General features: G+C 71.3%; 18 protein-coding genes and 1 tRNA gene. 8 read left to right on the top strand and 11 right to left on the bottom strand.

The genetic code is table 11. The features are described 5' to 3' along the window. Window positions 1-15: 15 nt before the first annotated feature. Window positions 16-408 carry a hypothetical protein gene (locus OHS33_RS14775; RefSeq protein WP_330330858.1) on the bottom strand — a complete coding sequence of 131 codons (393 nt, stop codon included), beginning with the start codon at window positions 406-408 and terminating at the stop codon, window positions 16-18. A gap of 114 nt (window positions 409-522) precedes the next feature. Here OHS33_RS14775 and OHS33_RS14770 point away from each other — a divergent pair, with 114 nt between their 5' ends. The 4 genes from OHS33_RS14770 (at window position 523) to OHS33_RS14755 (ending at window position 4475) form a co-directional block, all read left to right on the top strand. Continuing rightward, entirely contained in the window at window positions 523-1350 is an 828-nt protein-coding gene (locus OHS33_RS14770) for a helix-turn-helix domain-containing protein (protein WP_330330857.1), read from the top strand. A 126-nt stretch (window positions 1351-1476) separates the two neighbouring features. Further along, window positions 1477-2145: a response regulator transcription factor gene (locus OHS33_RS14765; protein ID WP_330335057.1), complete on the top strand. Its 669-nt coding sequence runs from the start codon at window positions 1477-1479 to the stop codon at window positions 2143-2145. A gap of 97 nt (window positions 2146-2242) precedes the next feature. Beyond that, on the top strand, window positions 2243-3193 hold the full coding sequence (galE, locus tag OHS33_RS14760; protein ID WP_330330856.1) for a UDP-glucose 4-epimerase GalE: 951 nt from the start codon (window positions 2243-2245) through the stop codon (window positions 3191-3193). A gap of 499 nt (window positions 3194-3692) precedes the next feature. Next, entirely contained in the window at window positions 3693-4475 is a 783-nt protein-coding gene (locus OHS33_RS14755) for a response regulator transcription factor (protein WP_330330855.1), read from the top strand. Here OHS33_RS14755 and OHS33_RS14750 read toward each other — a convergent pair. Beyond that, on the bottom strand, window positions 4434-4931 hold the full coding sequence (locus OHS33_RS14750; RefSeq protein WP_330330854.1) for a MarR family winged helix-turn-helix transcriptional regulator: 498 nt from the start codon (window positions 4929-4931) through the stop codon (window positions 4434-4436). The two genes, OHS33_RS14755 and OHS33_RS14750, sit on opposite strands and share 42 nt — an antisense overlap. A gap of 192 nt (window positions 4932-5123) precedes the next feature. Here OHS33_RS14750 and OHS33_RS14745 point away from each other — a divergent pair, with 192 nt between their 5' ends. Both OHS33_RS14745 and OHS33_RS14740 read left to right on the top strand, forming a co-directional pair. Beyond that, entirely contained in the window at window positions 5124-5993 is an 870-nt protein-coding gene (locus OHS33_RS14745; RefSeq protein WP_330330853.1) for a trans-aconitate 2-methyltransferase, read from the top strand. Between the two features lie 4 nt (window positions 5994-5997). Further along, on the top strand, window positions 5998-6366 hold the full coding sequence (locus tag OHS33_RS14740) for a VOC family protein (protein WP_330330852.1): 369 nt from the start codon (window positions 5998-6000) through the stop codon (window positions 6364-6366). An 86-nt stretch (window positions 6367-6452) separates the two neighbouring features. Here OHS33_RS14740 and OHS33_RS14735 read toward each other — a convergent pair whose 3' ends face one another. Both OHS33_RS14735 and OHS33_RS14730 read right to left on the bottom strand, forming a co-directional pair. Further along, a complete protein-coding gene (locus OHS33_RS14735) occupies window positions 6453-7127 on the bottom strand; it encodes a TetR/AcrR family transcriptional regulator (protein ID WP_330330851.1) in 675 nt (224 codons plus the stop codon). Continuing rightward, the gene (locus OHS33_RS14730; RefSeq protein ID WP_330330850.1) at window positions 7124-8107 is read right to left on the bottom strand and encodes an acyl-CoA desaturase; all 984 of its coding nucleotides are present in this window, start codon (window positions 8105-8107) and stop codon (window positions 7124-7126) included. Before OHS33_RS14730 ends, OHS33_RS14735 begins: the two co-directional genes overlap by 4 nt. 280 nt (window positions 8108-8387) lie before the next feature. On the opposite strand from OHS33_RS14730, the gene ppc reads away from it, so the two are divergent. Next, window positions 8388-11096 (top strand): phosphoenolpyruvate carboxylase, encoded by a 2709-nt coding sequence (gene ppc / locus OHS33_RS14725; RefSeq protein WP_330335056.1) that lies wholly within the window; start codon window positions 8388-8390, stop codon window positions 11094-11096. A 65-nt stretch (window positions 11097-11161) separates the two neighbouring features. Here ppc and pth read toward each other — a convergent pair whose 3' ends face one another. The 5 genes from pth to OHS33_RS14700 form a co-directional block, all read right to left on the bottom strand. Continuing rightward, the gene (gene pth / locus OHS33_RS14720; RefSeq protein ID WP_330330849.1) at window positions 11162-11752 is read right to left on the bottom strand and encodes an aminoacyl-tRNA hydrolase; all 591 of its coding nucleotides are present in this window, start codon (window positions 11750-11752) and stop codon (window positions 11162-11164) included. A gap of 84 nt (window positions 11753-11836) precedes the next feature. Further along, window positions 11837-12412, bottom strand: a complete 576-nt coding sequence (locus tag OHS33_RS14715) for a 50S ribosomal protein L25/general stress protein Ctc (RefSeq protein ID WP_330330848.1) — start codon at window positions 12410-12412, stop codon at window positions 11837-11839. A gap of 204 nt (window positions 12413-12616) precedes the next feature. Beyond that, on the bottom strand, window positions 12617-13594 hold the full coding sequence (locus tag OHS33_RS14710; protein WP_112451977.1) for a ribose-phosphate diphosphokinase: 978 nt from the start codon (window positions 13592-13594) through the stop codon (window positions 12617-12619). Window positions 13595-13729: 135 nt separating this feature from the next. Continuing rightward, a complete protein-coding gene (glmU, locus tag OHS33_RS14705) occupies window positions 13730-15178 on the bottom strand; it encodes a bifunctional UDP-N-acetylglucosamine diphosphorylase/glucosamine-1-phosphate N-acetyltransferase GlmU (protein ID WP_330330847.1) in 1449 nt (482 codons plus the stop codon). A 110-nt stretch (window positions 15179-15288) separates the two neighbouring features. Continuing rightward, window positions 15289-15360, bottom strand: a tRNA-Gln gene (locus OHS33_RS14700). 172 nt (window positions 15361-15532) lie between these two features. On the opposite strand from OHS33_RS14700, the gene OHS33_RS14695 reads away from it, so the two are divergent. Continuing rightward, complete coding sequence (locus tag OHS33_RS14695; RefSeq protein ID WP_330330846.1) at window positions 15533-16813, top strand: sensor histidine kinase; 1281 nt, start codon at window positions 15533-15535, stop codon at window positions 16811-16813. 28 nt (window positions 16814-16841) lie between these two features. Here the strand turns inward: OHS33_RS14695 and OHS33_RS14690 are convergent, their stop codons facing one another. After that, on the bottom strand, window positions 16842-17360 hold the full coding sequence (locus tag OHS33_RS14690; RefSeq protein ID WP_330330845.1) for an SUKH-3 domain-containing protein: 519 nt from the start codon (window positions 17358-17360) through the stop codon (window positions 16842-16844). A gap of 10 nt (window positions 17361-17370) precedes the next feature. Then, complete coding sequence (locus tag OHS33_RS14685; protein ID WP_330330844.1) at window positions 17371-18000, bottom strand: YwqJ-related putative deaminase; 630 nt, start codon at window positions 17998-18000, stop codon at window positions 17371-17373. Window positions 18001-18098 lie beyond the last annotated feature (98 nt).

Below are 18098 nucleotides of genomic sequence, written 5' to 3'. Positions count from 1 at the left end.
TCGTCCTTGGAGCCTTCAGCGGAGTGTGGTGGCCGTCGTGGACCAGCGCTCGTGGTCGGGGTCGGTGAGCTGCCAGGTGTGCCCGCCGGGGTGGAACCGGAACTCCGCGCATCCGGCCCCGGTCCCGCCGCTGCCGGTGTCTCCGACGGGGCAGTCGGGGCGGACGAACACCGCGTGGCAGCTCCTGCCCTCCGGCCAGCGGGCCCACAGCGCCGTCGGCGCCTGGTTGTCCACGAGTAGGGCCCAGTGCGGGCCCGTGGTGTGTTCGAGGGTGCACCGGATCGGCAGTGGTGTGGGGATGAGGTCGCGGTACGGCTCGTGCCCGGGGCCGAGGGCGTCGAGGGCGGCGATCAGGGCGGGGCCGAGCAGGAGGGTCTGTGCGCCGCAGACGCGGCGTTCATGGGGCATGGCTGATGCCTCTCCGTAGTTGAAGCGCAACCGAGGAGAGTCACGGTGGCCTAAAGTCAGAAAGTCTTCAACGTGTCAACTTGTCAGAAGCGAAGGAAGGGTTGGTACGAGCCTGTGAACGTCAAGGAGTTGAACCCGGGCAGCTCGCAGCAGGCCGCGTTCGGAGCGCGGTTACGCAGCGCTCGGGAAGCGCGGGGCTGGACTCAGGACCACTTGGCCCAGCGGACCGGGTACTCCAGCCAGCACATTTCAGCGGTCGAAACTGGTCGCAAGTCTCCAACCCTGCGGTTTTCGCGCAGTGCGGACCGCGCGCTCGACGCCGATGACACGTTCGAACGCGCATGGCGCGAGATTCGGCACGGTTCGCTGCTGGAGGGCTTCCAGGAGTACGTCGACTACGAGAGCCGGGCCGTGGAGATCCGGAAGTTCGAGATCGGCATCATCCCCGGCCTGTTGCAGACGCCCGAGTACGCGCATGCGCTGGCGGACAGCGATGTGCAGCGGGGCGCCATCACCGCCGAACGCGCGGCCGCGCGGGTCGCGTTGGTGGCGAAGCGGCAAGCGGCGCTGGAGCGGGCCCGGCCGCCCATGATGTTCACGGTGATGGACGAGAGCTGTCTCCATTGGCTCGTCGGCGGCCCCAAGGTCATGGCCGCCCAGCTCGAACGCTTGAAGGAGTTCGCCGCCCGCCCGAACACGGTGCTCCAGGTGGCCCCGTTCAGCATGGGCAAGCGTCGCTCGATCGGCCTGCCGGTCGTCTTGCTGACGCTGCCCGACCGGTCCGTGGTCGGCTATGCCGAGTCCTGGTTCCGGGGATGGGTGGACCGGGAAAGCACCACGGTGCTGCCCGTGCTGACGGCGTTCCACCAGCTGCAGGCCGAGGCGCTCTCGCAGGCGGAGTCCGTGGCCTTGATCGACGACCTGCGAAAAGGGCACATGTGACGACCTCTGACGTCAAGGCCGGGCGGGCCCGGACCCCCTGACGGGGGCTTCTGCGCGGTATCCACCTCGCGGCGTCGAACAAGCGTGTAGCTTGCCGGGGCAGAAGGGTCGGGGGTGAGTGCCGCAATGGGCGTACGGGTCATGGTCGTTGACGATCACCGGCTGCTGGCCGAGGCGCTCGCCTCGGCGTTGAAGCTGCGGGGGCACCGGGTGCTGGCCGCGGCCGCGCCGGCGGCCGGGGCGGCCGAGCTGGTGATCAGCCGTGCCCCGGAGGTGTGTCTGCTGGGCACCGCCACGCCCGCCGAGCCGGGGATCTTCGAGCCCATCACGCGGATCCGGCGCGAGCGCCCGCAGATCGCCGTCGTCGTGCTGGGCCCGGTGCCCAGCCCGCGGGGGATCGCCGCCGCCTTCGCCGCGGGCGCGTGCGGGTACGTACGCCAGGACGAGCGGATTGAGGGAGTAGAGCGGGCGCTGGCCAAGGCGCGGGCCGGGGAGGCGGCGGTGTCGCCGCAGTTGCTCCAGGGCGCCTTCGCGGAACTCCTCAACCCCACCGCCCAGCCGGACGACGAGGGCAGCAGGCTGCTGCGGCTGCTCACCCCGCGCGAGGTGGAGGTCCTGGTCCGGGTCGCCGAGGGCGAGGACACCCGGCTGATCGCGGCGGGCATGGCGATCGCCCCGAGCACCGCGCGCACGCACGTCCAGCGGGTGCTGATGAAGCTCGGCGTGGGCTCGCGGCTGGAGGCGGCCGCGCTGGCCGCCCGTACCGGTCTGCTGGACCGCGCGGCCCACACGTAAGTGCTCGCGATTTCCCCGGGGGCGCGGAATCGGGTAAGCCAGGGGGGAACGGGTCGCGCGGGCGTGCGGCCGTGCGACTTCGAGAGGTAGTAGGCGAGTGAGCAAGTACCTGGTCACCGGTGGCGCCGGATACGTGGGCAGCGTCGTCGCGGCCCATCTCCTGGAGGCCGGACACGAGGTCACCATCCTCGACGACCTCTCCACCGGCTTCGAGGCGGGCGTCCCGCAGGGCGCCACCTTCATCAACGGCGGGATCCAGGACGCCGCCGAGCACCTCGACGCCTCCTTCGACGCGGTGCTGCACTTCGCGGCCTTCTCGCAGGTCGGCGAGTCCGTCGTGAACCCGACCAAGTACTGGCACAACAACGTCGGCGGCACCCTCGCGCTGCTCACCGCGATGCGCGAGGCCGGGGTGAAGAAGCTCGTCTTCTCGTCCACCGCCGCGACCTACGGGGAGCCCACGGAAGGGCTGCTGACGGAGGAGTCGGTGACCAAGCCGACCAACCCGTACGGCGCTTCGAAGCTGGCCGTCGACCACATGATCAGCGGCGAGTGCGCGGCGCACGGGCTGACGGCGGTCTCGCTGCGCTACTTCAACGTGGCGGGCGCCTACAAGGAGTTCGGCGAGCGCCACGACCCCGAGACCCACCTGATCCCGCTGGTGCTCCAGGTCGCCCTCGGGCAGCGGGAGTCGATCTCGGTGTTCGGCGAGAACTACCCGACCCCGGACGGCACCTGCGTGCGCGACTACATCCACGTCGCCGACCTGGCCGAGGCGCACCTGGCCGCGGTGGCCGTGCCCGCCACCGGGGAGCACCTGATCTGCAACCTGGGCAACGGCAGCGGCTTCTCGGTCCGCCAGGTCATCGAGACCGTCCGCAAGGTGACCGGGCACCCGATCCCGGAGGTCCTGGCCCCGCGCCGGGCCGGCGACCCGGCGTTCCTGGTCGCCTCCGCGGCCACCGCCAAGGCCCGCCTCGGCTGGACCCCCTCCCGCCCGGACCTCGCGGGCATCGTCGCGGACGCCTGGGCCTTCGCCCAGCGCTGACCCGGGGCACGAGAGACATACGAGAGCCGCCACCGCACCCGCCGGTGGCGGCTTTCGCGTATCCGTACTAGGGAGCGTGGGGGAGCGTGGGGGAGAGGCCCGTGCGCCGGGCCAATGCATCGTGCGCGGGCGCCCGGCGTGCGCACGCTGCGTGAAATGCCCCCCGCGCATCTGCCCGTGGCACAGGCATAAGCGGAAACGGGATTCCGGCCCGAACCCACGGGCGATATCAAGCCACACACAGCCGTCTCACAGGGCGGCGCACCGGAAAATGCCTCGGAAAACTTCTGCTATTCGGCCAACCACCCACCGCCCCCGGCCCTACGCTGATGCGTGACACCGGTGGGGGCCGGTGTTGATTCAGGGGTCGAGACGAGTCGGGTACGACGTCCGCTCCGGGGTAGTGCAGAGGTGTCACGGCGGCGGCCGCGGCAGCTGCGGATCACCCGGTCCGGGCGCCGTACCCGCAGTTGTCCGTTCCCCGACCCTTGGGGGTTCTGTGGTTCGTATCCGGGTTCTCGTGGTGGACGATCACCGCATCTTCGCCGAGTCGCTCGCCGCCGCGCTCGCGGCCGAGCCGGACGTGGACGTGTCCGCGGCCGGCAGCGGCCCCGCCGCGCTGCGCTGCCTCGAACGGGGCGCCAACGAAGGGCGCCGCTTCGACGTGCTGCTCGTCGACTCCGATCTCAGTGGCGCCCCCGGCCTGCCGGGCGGCGTCGGCGGCGGGTTCCCCGCGCAGCGGGAAGCGGGGTCCGGCGCGCCGCCGGGCGACGGGATCGCGCTGGTCGCGGCCGTCCGCACGGCCCACCCGGGAGTGCGTACGGTCGTCCTCGCCGAGCGCGACGAACCGCGCCGGGCCGCCCTCGCGCTCCAGGCCGGGGCCTCGGGCTGGGTGGCCAAGGACTGCTCGCTGTCCCGGCTGCTGGCCGTGGTCCGGGGGGTGCTGCGCGAGGAGACCCACCTGCCGCCCGCCCTGCTCACGGGCGTGCTGCGGGAGCTGACCCAGGCCCGCAAGCACCGCACCGACAGCGAGCGCCTGGTGGAGTCCCTGACCCCGCGCGAGCACGAGGTGCTGCGCTGCATGGTGGCGGGACTGGGCCGCAAGGACGTTGCGGCGCGGCTGTTCCTGTCCCCGCACACGGTGCGCACCCACATGCAGAACGTGCTGGGCAAGCTCGGGGTGCACTCCACCCTGGCCGCCGTGGCACTGGCCCGGCGGGCGGGCGTACGACCGGCGGACCTAGCCGGGGATGTTGTCGAACGGAGCGGTCAACTGGCGTAGCAGCGACGCCAGGTCGCCGCGCTCGGACCGGGAGAGCTGGGCGAGGATCGCCCGCTCCTGGGCGAGCAGCCCGGCGAGTGCCTGGTCGGCGCGGTCGCGCCCCTCGGGGGTCAGCCGGACCAGCACGCCGCGCCGGTCGTTGGGGTCGGGCAGCCGCTCGACCAGGCCCTTCTTCGCGAGCCGGTCGATCCGGTTGGTCATGGTGCCCGAGGTGACCAGGGTCTGCGTCAGCAGCTGCCCGGGGGAGAGCTGGTAGGGCGCTCCGGCCCGGCGCAGCGACGTCAGGACGTCGAACTCCCAGGGCTCCAGGCTGTGCTCGGCGAAGGCGAGCCTGCGGGCCCGGTCCAGGTGGCGTGCGAGCCTGCTGACGCGGCTGAGCACCTCAAGCGGTTCCACGTCGAGGTCAGGGCGCTCGCGCCGCCATGCCGCGACCAATCGGTCGACCTCGTCCTCCATGCGGATCAGTGTAAGGGGTATGTCGACGTGAAGTCTCTTGATGTGGAGTCTCTCGACATCGAGGCTCTTGATATCGAGTCTCTCGTCTTCAAGTCTCTTGACATCAAGATATATTTCGCGTGACCATGGGGCATGGAGGGGCCGGAACCCCTTGAACGCTTCCACCCGTACCACCCGCAGGGAGGCTCGACCATGCATTCCCACACCGCTCCGGCCGACGAGCAGGCGGCGAAGGCCACCACGCCCGCCCCCACCTGGGACCCGCAGCAGTACCTGCGGCACGCGGACCACCGGGCGCGGCCCTTCCTGGACCTGCTCGCCCGGATAGCGGCACTGCCCACCGAGCCGGGCCGCCCCGCCCGCATCGCCGACCTCGGCTGCGGCCCCGGCAATGTCACCACCCTGATCGCCGACCGCTGGCCCGACGCCCGGATCACCGGCTTCGACCTCTCCCCGGAGATGCTCCAGCGCGCCACCGAGGAGTACGCGGGCCCCACCCCCGGCGGCGGCTCCCTCGACTTCGCCCACGCCGACCTCGGCGCATGGGTCCCCGAGGAGACCTACGACCTGATCGTCTCCAACGCCGCCCTGCAATGGGTCCCCGGCCACCCCGGCTCCTTCGCCGCCTGGATCAACGGCCTGCGCCCCGGCGGCACCTTCGCCTTCCAGATCCCCGGCAACTTCACCGCGCCCAGCCACGCCCTGCTGCACGCCCTGTGCGACACCCCGCGCTGGCGCTCCCGCCTCGCCGGGCTCGGCGCCCGCTACATCCACATCCTGGAGCCGGCCGAGTACATGGACCGGTTCACCGGCCTGGGCTGCGCCGTCGACGTCTGGGAGACCACCTACTACCAGCTGCTCACCGGCCCCGACCCCGTCCTCGACTGGGTCAAGGGCACCGCGCTGCGGCCCGTGCTCACCGCGCTGGGCGACGACCGGGTCGCCGTCGAGGCGTTCCTCGCCGAATACCGCGACCTGCTGCGCGGGGCCTACCCGGCCGGGCCGCACGGCACCGTCTTCCCGTTCCGCCGCATCTTCGCCATCGCCCGCAAGGAGAAGTAAGGCCGTGCTCAGCGCCGTCGACCACGTCCAGCTCGCCGCGCCGCCCGGCTCCGAGGACGCGCTGCGCGCGTACTACGGGAGCGTGCTCGGCATGACGGAGATCCCCAAGCCGCCCGTCCTGGCCGCGCGCGGCGGCTGCTGGTTCGCCGCCGGGCCCGTCCAGCTGCACCTGGGCGTCGAGGAGGACTTCCGCCCGGCCCGCAAGGCCCATCCGGGGCTGCGCGTCACCGGCATCGAGGCCTACGCCGAGCGGCTCACCGCCCGTGGCGCCCTGGTCGTCTGGGACGGCAACCTCCCCGGGCACCGGCGCTTCTACTCGGAGGACCCGGTCGGCAACCGGCTGGAATTCCTGGAGCCCGACCCGGCGGTCTGAGCACGGCCGTATGGACATACAGCGGCGCCCCGCCACCGGATCACCGGTGACGGGGCGCCGACGTATGCCCGTACGGCCGTACGCACTCAGCTCTTGCGGTGGCCCACCAGGCGCGGCTTCGACTCCAGCCGGTCCAGCCCGTGCCAGGCCAGGTTCACCAGGTGCGCGGCGACCTCCGCCTTCTTGGGCTTGCGCACGTCCAGCCACCACTGGCCGGTCAGCGCGACCATCCCGACCAGCGCCTGCGCGTACAGCGGGGCCAGCTTCGGGTCGAAGCCGCGCGCCTTGAACTCCAGCCCGAGGATGTCCTCGACCTGCGTCGCGATATCGCTGATCAGCGAGGCGAAGGTGCCCGTCGACTGGGCCACCGGCGAATCGCGGACCAGGATCCGGAAACCGTCCGTGTACGACTCGATGTAGTCCAGCAGGGCGAAGGCGGCCTGTTCCAGCAGCTCCCGGGGGTGCCCGGCCGTCAGCGCGCCCGTCACCCCGTCCAGCAGCTGGCGCATCTCGCGGTCCACGACGACCGCGTACAGGCCCTCCTTGCCGCCGAAGTGCTCGTAGACCACCGGCTTGGACACCCCGGCCTTGGCCGCGATCTCCTCCACCGACGTGCCCTCGAAGCCCTTCTCCGCGAACAGGGTGCGACCGATGTCCAGCAGTTGCTGGCGCCGCTCGGCGCCCGTCATCCGGACCCGGCGGATGCGCCGGGGCTTGTCGCTGCTGGAAGTACCGCCGTCGATCGCCACGTCACCCATCATGCCGCGCTCGTGGCCTTTTCCTTGCGCCGGGCATCGATCCTGGACGCCGAGGGCCAGCGGACGTCGCTCGCCCAGCCCGCCAGCTCGAACCAGCGGATCAGCCGGGCACTGGAGTCGATCTGCCCGCGCAGCACGCCGTGGCGCGCCGAGGTCGGGTCGGCGTGGTGCAGGTTGTGCCAGGACTCGCCGCAGGAGAGGACGGCCAGCCACCAGACGTTGCCCGAGCGGTCGCGGGACTTGAAGGGGCGCTTGCCCACCGCGTGACAGATCGAGTTGATGGACCACGTCACGTGGTGCAGCAGCGCCACGCGGACCAGGGAGCCCCAGAAGAACGCGGTGAAGGCGCCCCACCAGGACATCGTGACCAGCCCGCCCACCAGCGGCGGGATCGCCAGCGACAGCATCGTCCAGTAGATGAAGTCGCGCGAGATCCGCCGGATCGCCGGGTCCTTGATCAGGTCCGGGGCGTACTTCTCCTGGTTGGTCTGCTCCTCATCGAACAGCCATCCGATGTGGGCCCACCAGAGGCCCTTCATCAGGGCCGGGAGCGTCTCGCCGAACCGCCACGGCGAATGCGGGTCGCCCTCGTGGTCGGAGTACTTGTGGTGCTTGCGGTGATCGGCCACCCAGCGCACCAGCGGACCCTCCACCGCCATCGAGCCCATGATGGCCACGGCGATCCGCAGCGGCCGCTTGGCCTTGAAGGATCCGTGCGTGAAGTACCGGTGGAAGCCGATGGTGATCCCGTGGCAGGCCAGGAAGTACATGAACACCATCAGGCCCAGGTCCAGCCAGCTCACTCCGCCCCAGGCGAAGGCCAGCGGGATCGCCGCCAGCACGGCCAGGAACGGCACGGTGATGAACAGCAGCAGTGCGATCTGTTCGACGGACCTCTTCTTCTCACCGCCCAGGGTCGCGGACGGCTGCGATGCTCCGGAGTCCGCCGAGGCGTCCTCGAAGAGATCGGGGCTTACGGTCATGGGGTCCCCTGGGGGGTGAAGGAGTCGGCAGGAGCCCGGCTACGGACCCGTAACCTACGGCATCGTAAGTATGGCAAAGGTCAGCCCTGCGGCAAGAGCGGCACCACGCCCGTCCCCCGGGACGGGGCACGGGACGAGACCGCATCGCGAGACGGGCTCAAGCGGCGAACCGGACACCTCGGCCGGACACCTATCCTGGTCTCGTCGGACAGCGCGGTCCGCACGCCCAGTAGCGCTCGAAACACTGCAAGGAGCCGCACCTGTGAGCAGTGCTGCAGACATGGCCAACGCGGAGCTGCGCGCGGACATCCGCCGCCTCGGCGACCTCCTCGGCGAAACCCTCGTACGCCAGGAAGGCCAGGACCTCCTCGACCTGGTCGAGCGCGTCCGCGCGCTGACCCGCACCGACGGCGAGGCCGCCGCCGCCCTCCTCGGTGACACCGACCTGGAGACCGCCGCCAAGCTGGTGCGCGCCTTCTCCACCTACTTCCACCTCGCCAACGTCACCGAGCAGGTGCACCGCGGCAAGGAACTGCGCGCCCACCGCGCCGCCGAGGGCAGCCTCCTGGCCCGTACGGCGGACATGCTCAAGGACGCCGACCCCGAACACCTGCGCGAGACGGTCAAGAACCTCAACGTCCGCCCCGTCTTCACCGCGCACCCCACCGAAGCCGCGCGCCGCAGCGTCCTCAACAAGCTGCGCCGCATCGCCGCCCTGCTGGAAGAGCCCGTCGCGGGCGCCGGTGAGCGCCGCCGCCACGATCTGCGCCTCGCCGAGAACATCGACCTCGTCTGGCAGACCGACGAGCTGCGCGTCGTGCGTCCCGAGCCCGCCGACGAAGCCCGCAACGCGATCTACTACCTCGACGAACTCCACGCCGGAGCCGTCGGCGACGTCCTCGAAGACCTCGCCGCCGAACTCCAGCGCGTCGGCGTGGAACTCCCCCCGGGCACCCGGCCGCTCACCTTCGGCACCTGGATCGGAGGCGACCGCGACGGCAACCCCAACGTCACCCCCGACGTCACCCGCGACGTCCTGATCCTCCAGCACGAACACGGCATCACCGACGCCCTCGAACTCATCGACTTCCTGCGCGGACTCCTCTCCAACTCCATCCGCTACACCGGAGCCACCGAGGAGCTCCTGATCTCCCTCCAGGCCGACCTCGAACGCCTGCCCGAGATCAGCCCCCGCTACAAGCGCCTGAACGCGGAAGAGCCCTACCGGCTCAAGGCCACCTGCATCCGGCAGAAGCTCGTCAACACCCGCGAGCGCCTCGCCAAGGGCATCGCGCACGAGGAAGGCCGCGACTACCTCGGCACCGCCGAGCTGCTCACCGACCTCACCCTCATCCAGACCTCGCTGCGCGAACACCGCGGCGCGCTCTTCGCCGACGGCCGCATGGACCGTACGATCCGCACGCTGGCCGCCTTCGGGCTCCAGCTCGCCACCATGGACGTACGCGAACACGCCGACGCCCACCACCACGCGCTCGGCCAGCTCTTCGACCGGCTCGGCGAGGAATCCTGGCGCTACGCCGACATGCCGCGCGAATACCGCCAGAAGCTCCTCGCCAAGGAACTGCGCTCCCGGCGCCCGCTCGCCCCCACCCCCGCGCCGCTCGACGCCGCGGGCCACAAGACCCTCGGCGTCTTCGGCGCCATCAAGGACGCCTTCGAGAAGTTCGGCCCCGAGGTCATCGAGTCCTACATCATCTCGATGTGCCAGGGCGCCGACGACGTCTTCGCCGCCGCCGTCCTCGCCCGCGAAGCCGGACTCGTCGACCTCCACGCGGGCTGGGCCAAGATCGGCATCGTCCCGCTCCTGGAGACCACCGACGAGCTGCGCGCCGCCGACGTCATCCTCGACGAGATGCTCGCCGACCCCTCCTACCGGCGCCTCGTCTCGCTGCGCGGCGAGGTCCAGGAGGTCATGCTCGGCTACTCCGACTCCTCCAAGTTCGGCGGCATCACCACCAGCCAGTGGGAGATCCACCGCGCCCAGCGCCGGCTGCGCGACGTCGCCCACCGCTACGGCGTCCGGCTGCGCCTCTTCCACGGCCGCGGCGGCACCGTCGGCCGCGGCGGCGGCCCCTCGCACGACGCGATCCTCGCCCAGCCCTGGGGCACCCTCGAAGGCGAGATCAAGGTCACCGAGCAGGGCGAGGTCATCTCCGACAAGTACCTCGTCCCCTCCCTGGCCCGCGAGAACCTCGAACTGACCGTCGCCGCGACCCTGCAGGCCTCCGCCCTGCACACCGCGCCGCGCCAGTCCGACGAGTCCCTCGCCCGCTGGGACGCGGCCATGGACACCGTCTCCGACGCCGCCCACGGCGCCTACCGGCGGCTCGTCGAAGACCCCGACCTCCCGTCGTACTTCTTCGCCGCCACCCCCGTCGACCAGCTCGCCGACCTCCACCTCGGCTCCCGGCCCTCCCGCCGCCCCGACTCCGGTGCGGGCCTCGACGGCCTGCGCGCCATCCCGTGGGTGTTCGGCTGGACCCAGTCCCGCCAGATCGTCCCCGGCTGGTTCGGCGTCGGCTCCGGCCTCAAGGCCCTGCGCGAGGCCGGGCAGGACGAGGTCCTCGCGGAGATGGGCCAGAAGTGGCACTTCTTCCGCAACTTCCTCTCCAACGTCGAGATGACGCTGGCCAAGACCGACCTGCGGATCGCCCGCCACTACGTCGACACCCTCGTCCCCGAGCACCTCAAGCACGTCTTCGACCAGATCGAGGCCGAGCACGAGCTGACCGTCCGCGAGGTCCTGCGCGTCACCGGAGGCGACAAGCTGCTGGCCTCCCAGCCCGTCCTCCAGCAGACCTTCGCCGTCCGCGACGCCTACCTGGACCCGATCTCCTACCTCCAGGTCTCGCTGCTGGCCCGCCAGCGCGCCGCCGCCGAACGCGGCGAGCCCGCCGACCCGCTGCTCGCCCGCGCCCTGCTGCTCACGGTCAACGGCGTCGCCGCGGGCCTGCGCAACACCGGCTGAGTACGCCCGTACACGCGTGAGGGCCCCTGCCGGATCCGGCAGGGGCCCTCATGTACGTCTGGCCGTTACGAGTTGTACGCCGACTGCGCGCGCTCCAGGCCCTCCTGGAGCAGGCACTCCACCGCGTCCGCCGACCGGTCCACGAACCAGTCCAGCTCCTTGCGCTCCGTGGAGGAGAAGTCCTTCAGCACGAAGTCCGCCACCTGCATCCGCCCCGGCGGACGGCCGATGCCGCAGCGCACCCGGTGGTAGTCCGGGCCCATCGACTTCGTCATCGACTTCAGACCGTTGTGCCCGTTGTCCCCGCCGCCCAGCTTGAGCCGCAGCGTCGGGTAGTCGATGTCCAGCTCGTCGTGGACCGCCACGATCCTGTCCAGCGGCACCTTGTAGAAGTCGCGCAGCGCCGTCACCGGACCGCCCGACAGGTTCATGAACGACATCGGCTTCGCCAGCACGACCCGCCGGTTCAGCGGCCCCGGCGGCCCGATCCGGCCCTCCACGACCTGCGCCCGCGCCTTGTGCGCCTTGAACTTCCCGCGCATCCGCTCCGCGAGGAGGTCGACCACCATGAACCCGATGTTGTGCCGGTTGCCCGCGTACTCGGCGCCCGGGTTGCCCAGACCCACGATCAGCCAGGGCGCCGTGTCGTCCGACATCAAAAGCTCCTTCAACGAAACGACCGCCGTCCCGCTCCAGTGGAGCCGGACGGCGGTCGGTCAGCAACTGATGAGCGGGGAGGCTCAGGCCTCGGTGCCCTCGGCGGCCGGCTCCTCGGCCTGCGCGCCGATGACCTGCAGGACGGCGATGTCGCCGTCGACGGCCAGGGTGGTGCCCGCCGGGAGGACCAGGTCCTTGGCGTGGATGGTGGCACCGGCCTCCAGGCCCGCGATCGAGACGGTGACCTCGGTCGGGATGTGGGTGGCCTCGGCCTCGACGGAGATGGTGTTCTGGAGGGTCTCCAGCATGTTGCCGCCCGCGGCCAGGTCGCCCTCGGTGACGATCGCGACGTCGACGGTGACCTTCTCGCCCTTCTTGACGATCAGGAAGTCGACGTGCGAGATCGAGCGCTTCAGCGGGTGCTTCTGCACGGCCTTCGGGATGACCAGCTCGGTGCCGCCGCCCGCGATGTCCAGGGAGAGCAGGACGTTCGGGGTGCGCAGCGCCAGCTGAAGGGCGTGGGCGTCGACGTTGACGTGCTTCGGCTCGGTGCCGTGGCCGTAGATGACCGCGGGGGTCAGGGCGTCGCGACGGGCCTGGCGGGCGGAGCCCTTGCCGAAGTTTTCGCGGACCTGCGCGGCAAGCTTGATCTCGGACATGCTCACTCCTCGTGGGGTGACGGAAATGGACGGCAGTCACCCGGCCGGAACACGGCCTGCTACGAAGAGCGCGTCGATAACGGAGCACCGGATACCCGCGCGAACACGTCGCGAACAGGTACGGCCTCCCTCGCCGAGCAACTCAAGGAGTGTACCCGGCGGGGAGGCCGTACCCAAAAAGGATCTAGCTCACAGCGGACGTGCTCACTGCTGCTCTTCGAACAGGCTGGTGACCGAGCCGTCCTCGAAGACCTCGCGCACCGCGCGGGCGATCATCGGGGCGATCGACAGCACCGTGATCTTGTCCAGCTCCAGGTCCGAGGGGTCCGGCAGCGTGTTCGTGAACACGAACTCGCTGACCTTGGAGTTCTTCAGACGGTCCGCGGCCGGGCCCGACAGGATGCCGTGCGTGGCCGTCACGATGACGTCCTCCGCGCCGTGCGCGAACAGCGCGTCGGCGGCGGCGCAGATGGTGCCACCCGTGTCGATCATGTCGTCGACCAGGACGCAGACACGGCCCTTGACCTCACCGACGACCTCGTGGACGGTCACCTGGTTGGCGACGTCCTTGTCGCGGCGCTTGTGCACGATCGCCAGCGGCGCGTCCAGACGGTCGCACCAGCGGTCGGCGACGCGCACGCGGCCGGCGTCCGGGGACACGATGGTCAGCTTGGAACGGTCCACCTTGGCGCCGACGTAGTCCGCGAGGACCGACAGGGCGGAGAGGTGGTCGACCGGGCCGTCGAAGAAGCCCTGGATCTGGTCGGTGTGCAGGTCGACCGTCAGGATGCGGTCGGCGCCCGCGGTCTTCAGCAGGTCCGCGACCAGACGGGCCGAGATCGGCTCGCGGCCCTTGTGCTTCTTGTCCTGGCGGGCGTAGCCGTAGGACGGCACGATCACGGTGATGGAGCGGGCCGACGCGCGCTTCAGCGCGTCGATCATGATCAGCTGCTCCATGATCCACTTGTTGATCGGAGCCGTGTGGCTCTGGATCAGGAAGCAGTCCGCGCCACGAGCCGACTCCTGGAAGCGGACGTAGATCTCGCCGTTCGCGAAGTCGAAAGCCTTGGTCGGCACGAGGCCGACACCGAGCTGGTGCGCGACCTCCTCGGCCAGCTCGGGGTGGGCGCGGCCGGAGAAGAGCATCAGCTTCTTCTCGCCGGTCGTCTTGATCCCGGTCACAGCACAGTCTCCTCAGACGTGTTGAAAGCTGCTCGCCCCCGTGTGCGTCCGTCCCGCACACGGTCAGCCAGCCGAATTGCGTGCACCTATCACGGTACGCCGTCGCGGGCGTACCTGTTTCCGGTCAGTTCACCCTCAGGCCTTGTCGGGGCCCTCCGTGGACCCCGACTGAGCCGCCTGAGCCGCGGCGCTTCCCGGACGCTTGCGGGCCACCCAGCCCTCGATATTCCGCTGCTGACCACGGGCCACGGCCAGCGCGCCGGGCGGAACGTCCTTCGTGATCACCGATCCGGCCGCCGTGTAGGCGCCGTCCCCGATGGTGATGGGAGCCACAAACATGTTGTCGGAGCCCGTCTTGCAGTGTGAGCCGACGAACGTGTGGTGCTTGTGCTCGCCGTCGTAGTTCACGAAGACGCTCGCCGCGCCGATGTTCGTGTACTCGCCGATGGTCGCGTCGCCCACGTAGGACAGGTGGGGCACCTTGGTGCCCTCGCCGATCGTCGCGTTCTTCATCTCGACGTACGTACCGGCCTTGGACTTCACCCCGAGGTTCGTGCCCGGCCGCAGGTACGCGAACGGGCCCACCGTCGCCGACGCCCCGATGACGGCCGTGTCAGCCACCGTGTTGTCCACGCGGGCGCCCGCGCCCACCCGGGTGTCCTTCAGCCGGGTGTTCGGGCCGACCTCGGCGTTCTCCGCGATGTGCGTCGCGCCGAGCAGCTGCGTCCCGGGGTGCACGATCGCGTCCTGCCCGAAGGTCACCGTCACGTCGACCAGCGTGGAGGCCGGGTCGACCACCGTCACGCCCGCGAGCATGGCCCGCTCCAGCAGGCGCGCGTTCAGCAGGGTGCGGGCCTGGGCCAGCTGCACCCGGTTGTTGATCCCGAGGATCTCGCGGTGGTCCCCGCCGACGGCCGCGCCCACCCGGTGGCCGCTCTTGCGCAGGATCTCCAGCACGTCGGTGAGGTACTCCTCGCCCTGGCTGTTGTCGGTGCGGACCTTGCCGAGGGCGTCGCTCAGCAGCGCCCCGTCGAAGGCGAAGACCCCGGAGTTGATCTCCAGGATCGCGCGCTGCGCGTCGGTGGCGTCCTTGTGCTCGACGATCGCCGTGACGGAGCCGGTGGCCGCGTCGCGGATGATCCGCCCGTAGCCGGTGGAGTCGGGGACCTCGGCCGTCAGCACGGTGACGGCATTGCCGTCGGCCTCGTGCGTGGCGGTGAGCTGCGCCAGGGTTTCGCCGGTCAGCAGCGGGGTGTCGCCGCAGACGACGACCACCGTGCCGGTGATCTCCCCGCCCAGCTCTTCGAGCCCCATCCGGACGGCGTGCCCGGTGCCGTTCTGCTCGTACTGGACGGCGGTACGGACACCCGCGTCGATACCGGCGAGGTGCGCGGTGACCTGCTCGCGGGCGTGGCCGACGACCACGACGAGGTGCGCGGGGTCCAGCTCGCGCGAGGCGGCGACGACGTGACCCACGAGCGTGCGCCCGCAGATCTCGTGCAGAACCTTGGGGGTCGCCGACTTCATGCGGGTGCCTTCCCCCGCTGCGAGTACGACGACGGCTGCCGGGCGATTGGCGCTCACGGATGGGCCCTTCGGCTTCGGGTGCTGGACGCACGAAGGATACCGGGGGGTGGGGGGCCGTAAACGAACGCGGGTCCCGACCGCGATGGTCAGGACCCGAACGTCTCAAGCTCCCCCGCCAGGACTCGAACCCGGACTTAAGGCACCAAAAGCCTCAGTGCTGCCAATTACACCACAGGGGATGGTGAATCAACTCAAACCAGACATTCCAGCTCTTCGGTCCGATCTGCGCCGCACCTACTATGCCGCACCGAGCGCCCTGCGTGCGACGGTAAATGTCGGCGCTTCGGCGCCGGTTCGCGTCGAAGGGATTTACGGCGCGTGCGCGCCGGAGGCCGTGCGTAGGCTGGCCGTATGACCTTGACGGGGGAAGAGCGGGGCGGGGCCGGGCGGGACGGGCCGTGGTGGTGGGAGCGGCGGCGGGAGGCCGCGCTGGACGTGGGGCTCGGCGCGGTGTCGGCCGTCGAGTGCGGGTTCGAGGGGGTGGTGTTCGCCCGCGACGTCGGGATGCCTTCGGTGCTCGGGGTGCTGTTCGGGGTGTTCGTCGGGGGTGCGCTCGTGGCGCGGCGGCGGTGGCCCGTCGCCGTGGTGCTGCTCGGGATCGCGATCACGCCCGCGGCCATGGGGTTCGTGCTGGGCGTGGTGGGCCTGTACACGCTGGCCGCCTCCGAGGCGCCGAAGCGGGTCACGGCCGTGCTCGGGTCGATGTCGCTCGTGGGGACCTTCGTTGTCACGTATCTGCGCACGCGCGGGGACATCGAGGGCGAACGGTTCCTCGTGATCGTGCTGTCCGTGTTCATGGCGGTGGCGCTGACCGTGCCCCCGGTGCTCTTCGGCCTGTACATCGGGGCCCGGCGGCGGCTGATGGAGAGCCTCCAGGAGCGCGCCGACTCGCTGGAGCGGGAGCTGTCGCTGCTGGCCGACCGGGCGGAGGAGCGGGCCGAGTGGGCCCGTACCGAGGAGCGGACCCGGATCGCGCGGGAGATGCACGACGTGGTGGCCCACCGGGTGTCGCTGATGGTGGTGCACGCGGCGGCCCTGGAGGCGGTGGCCGTGAAGGATCCGGCGAAGGCGGTACGCAACGCCGCGCTGGTGGGTGACATGGGGCGCCAGGCGCTGACGGAGCTGCGGGAGATGCTCGGGGTGCTGCGGGCGTCCTCGTCGGCCCCCGCGCCCGCACCGGCCGTGGTGGCGCTGGTGGGGACGGTGGGGACGGTGGAGGACGGGCCCTCGCTCGCGGAGCTGGAGGCGCTGGTCGGGCAGTCCCGGGCGGCCGGGATGGCGGTGGAGTTCGAGGTGCACGGGGAGCCGCCGCGCGAAGGGGGCGCGGTCGGGTACGCGGCCGAGGTGGAGCAGACGGCGTACCGCGTGGTGCAGGAGGCGCTGACCAACTGCCACAAGCACGCGCCGGGCGCGCGGGTCGTCGTACGGCTCGCGCACCGGGCGGGGGAGGTGGCCATGCAGGTGGAGAACGGCCCGTGCGACGGCGAGGCCGCCGAGCCGGGGCTGCCCAGTGGGGGGAACGGGCTGGTCGGCATGCGCGAGCGGGTGCTCGGGCTCGGCGGGGTGTTCGTGTCGGGGCCGGTGGACGGCGGCGGGTTCAGGGTGTCGGCGGTGCTGCCGGACACCCGCTAGTGCTGTGGCCGGCTTTCCGGTCACAGCACTAGGGGTGAGGGGGCGCGGTCCTGAGGCGGGTCGGCTGGAGGCCGGTGAGGAGGGCGGTGAGGGCTTCGTCGATGCTCGCGCCGAGGTACCAGTCGCCGGTGTGGTCGATGGAGTAGACGCGGCCCTCGGCGTCGACGGCGAGGTGGGAGGCGCCGTCCGCCTCGGTGCCCAGCGGGCAGAGCCGGGTGGACAGGGCGCGCCCCAGGTCGGCGAAGGTACGGGCGAGGTGCAGGCCGGTCAGCGGGTCGATGCGGACGGGCGTCGGGGCTATCTGGCGCCCGGGCCCGGGGGCGGTGACGGTGAGCCCGCCGAATTCGGCCCAGGCCTCGACGGCGGCGGGGAAGACGGTGTGCCGGTGCCCGGCCGGGGTGGTGTGGTCGCGCAGGGAGTCGGCCCAGTACTCGGCCTGTTTGATGTCCCAGCGGCCGGGCTGCCAGCCGGCGGTGCGCAGCGCGGTGTCGACGGCCTGCGGGAAGCGGGTCGCCGAGGAGCGGTCGTAGGAGGCTGAGGCGGTCATCGGCGTGGGGTCAGGCCTTCTCGGTGGCGGACGCGGTGGCGGTGAGGTCGACGGCCCGGACGCCGAAGTGGGCGAGCATGGCGTCGCAGGAGCGGCAGGGGGGTGCGTAGCTGCCGTGCAGGGGGTCGCCCGCTTCGCGGATGCGGCTGGCGGTGATCTTGGCGTGCTTGAGGGACCGGCGGGCTTCGTTCGGCGTGAGGGGTTTGCGGGAGGCGCGCCTGCTGCGGCCCTCCTCGACGGCGGCGAGGTGGCGGGAGAGCAGGATCGCCTCGGGGCAGCGGCCGGTGAAGCGTTCCCGCTGGCCGCTGGTGAGGGTGTCGAGGAAGTCCTTGACCAGGGGGTGCAGGACGGGCGGCTGGTCGGCCTTGCCCGCAGTGCCGGTGAGGGTCTCGCCGCGTACGGACAGGGCCGCGGCGATGGTGGGGAGGATGCCGTCGCGGCGGAAGCGGAGCACCGGGACGGCGGGGCCGTCGGTGCTGCTCCAGCGCAGTCTGGGGTCGCCCGCGGTGCCGGTGGCGTGGGCGGTGGCGCCGTCGGGCGCATCGCCCACCGGCCCCGGCTGCGGACCCTGCTGAGGGCCTGGCTGCGGGCCCGTCCGCGGGTCATTGCGGGCCGGTGTGCTGGCAATCGTGTTCCGCATGTGGCGCTTTCCCTCCCGTGGCCGCGGCGCCGACCGCTGTCGGGCCGCTGTCGCGCACGCCCCCGTGCTGCGGGGACAGCCTGTCAAATGTCCCCTGT

It is taken from the genome of Streptomyces sp. NBC_00536, assembly GCF_036346295.1.
GTDB lineage: Bacteria > Actinomycetota > Actinomycetes > Streptomycetales > Streptomycetaceae > Streptomyces.
This window is presented reverse-complemented; position numbering and strand designations above follow the sequence as displayed.

Coding starts and splice junctions, on each gene's coding strand:
- OHS33_RS14690 (WP_330330845.1), bottom strand. CDS start 17,360: ATGACCGCCTCAGCCTCCTACGACCGCTCCTCGGCGACCCGCTTCCCG.
- OHS33_RS14715 (WP_330330848.1), bottom strand. CDS start 12,412: ATGTCCGAGATCAAGCTTGCCGCGCAGGTCCGCGAAAACTTCGGCAAG.
- pth (WP_330330849.1), bottom strand. CDS start 11,752: ATGTCGGACGACACGGCGCCCTGGCTGATCGTGGGTCTGGGCAACCCG.
- OHS33_RS14765 (WP_330335057.1), top strand. CDS start 1,477: ATGGGCGTACGGGTCATGGTCGTTGACGATCACCGGCTGCTGGCCGAG.
- OHS33_RS14775 (WP_330330858.1), bottom strand. CDS start 408: ATGCCCCATGAACGCCGCGTCTGCGGCGCACAGACCCTCCTGCTCGGC.
- ppc (WP_330335056.1), top strand. CDS start 8,388: ATGGCCAACGCGGAGCTGCGCGCGGACATCCGCCGCCTCGGCGACCTC.
- OHS33_RS14685 (WP_330330844.1), bottom strand. CDS start 18,000: ATGCGGAACACGATTGCCAGCACACCGGCCCGCAATGACCCGCGGACG.
- OHS33_RS14745 (WP_330330853.1), top strand. CDS start 5,124: ATGCATTCCCACACCGCTCCGGCCGACGAGCAGGCGGCGAAGGCCACC.
- OHS33_RS14730 (WP_330330850.1), bottom strand. CDS start 8,107: ATGACCGTAAGCCCCGATCTCTTCGAGGACGCCTCGGCGGACTCCGGA.
- OHS33_RS14695 (WP_330330846.1), top strand. CDS start 15,533: ATGACCTTGACGGGGGAAGAGCGGGGCGGGGCCGGGCGGGACGGGCCG.
- OHS33_RS14735 (WP_330330851.1), bottom strand. CDS start 7,127: ATGATGGGTGACGTGGCGATCGACGGCGGTACTTCCAGCAGCGACAAG.
- OHS33_RS14750 (WP_330330854.1), bottom strand. CDS start 4,931: ATGGAGGACGAGGTCGACCGATTGGTCGCGGCATGGCGGCGCGAGCGC.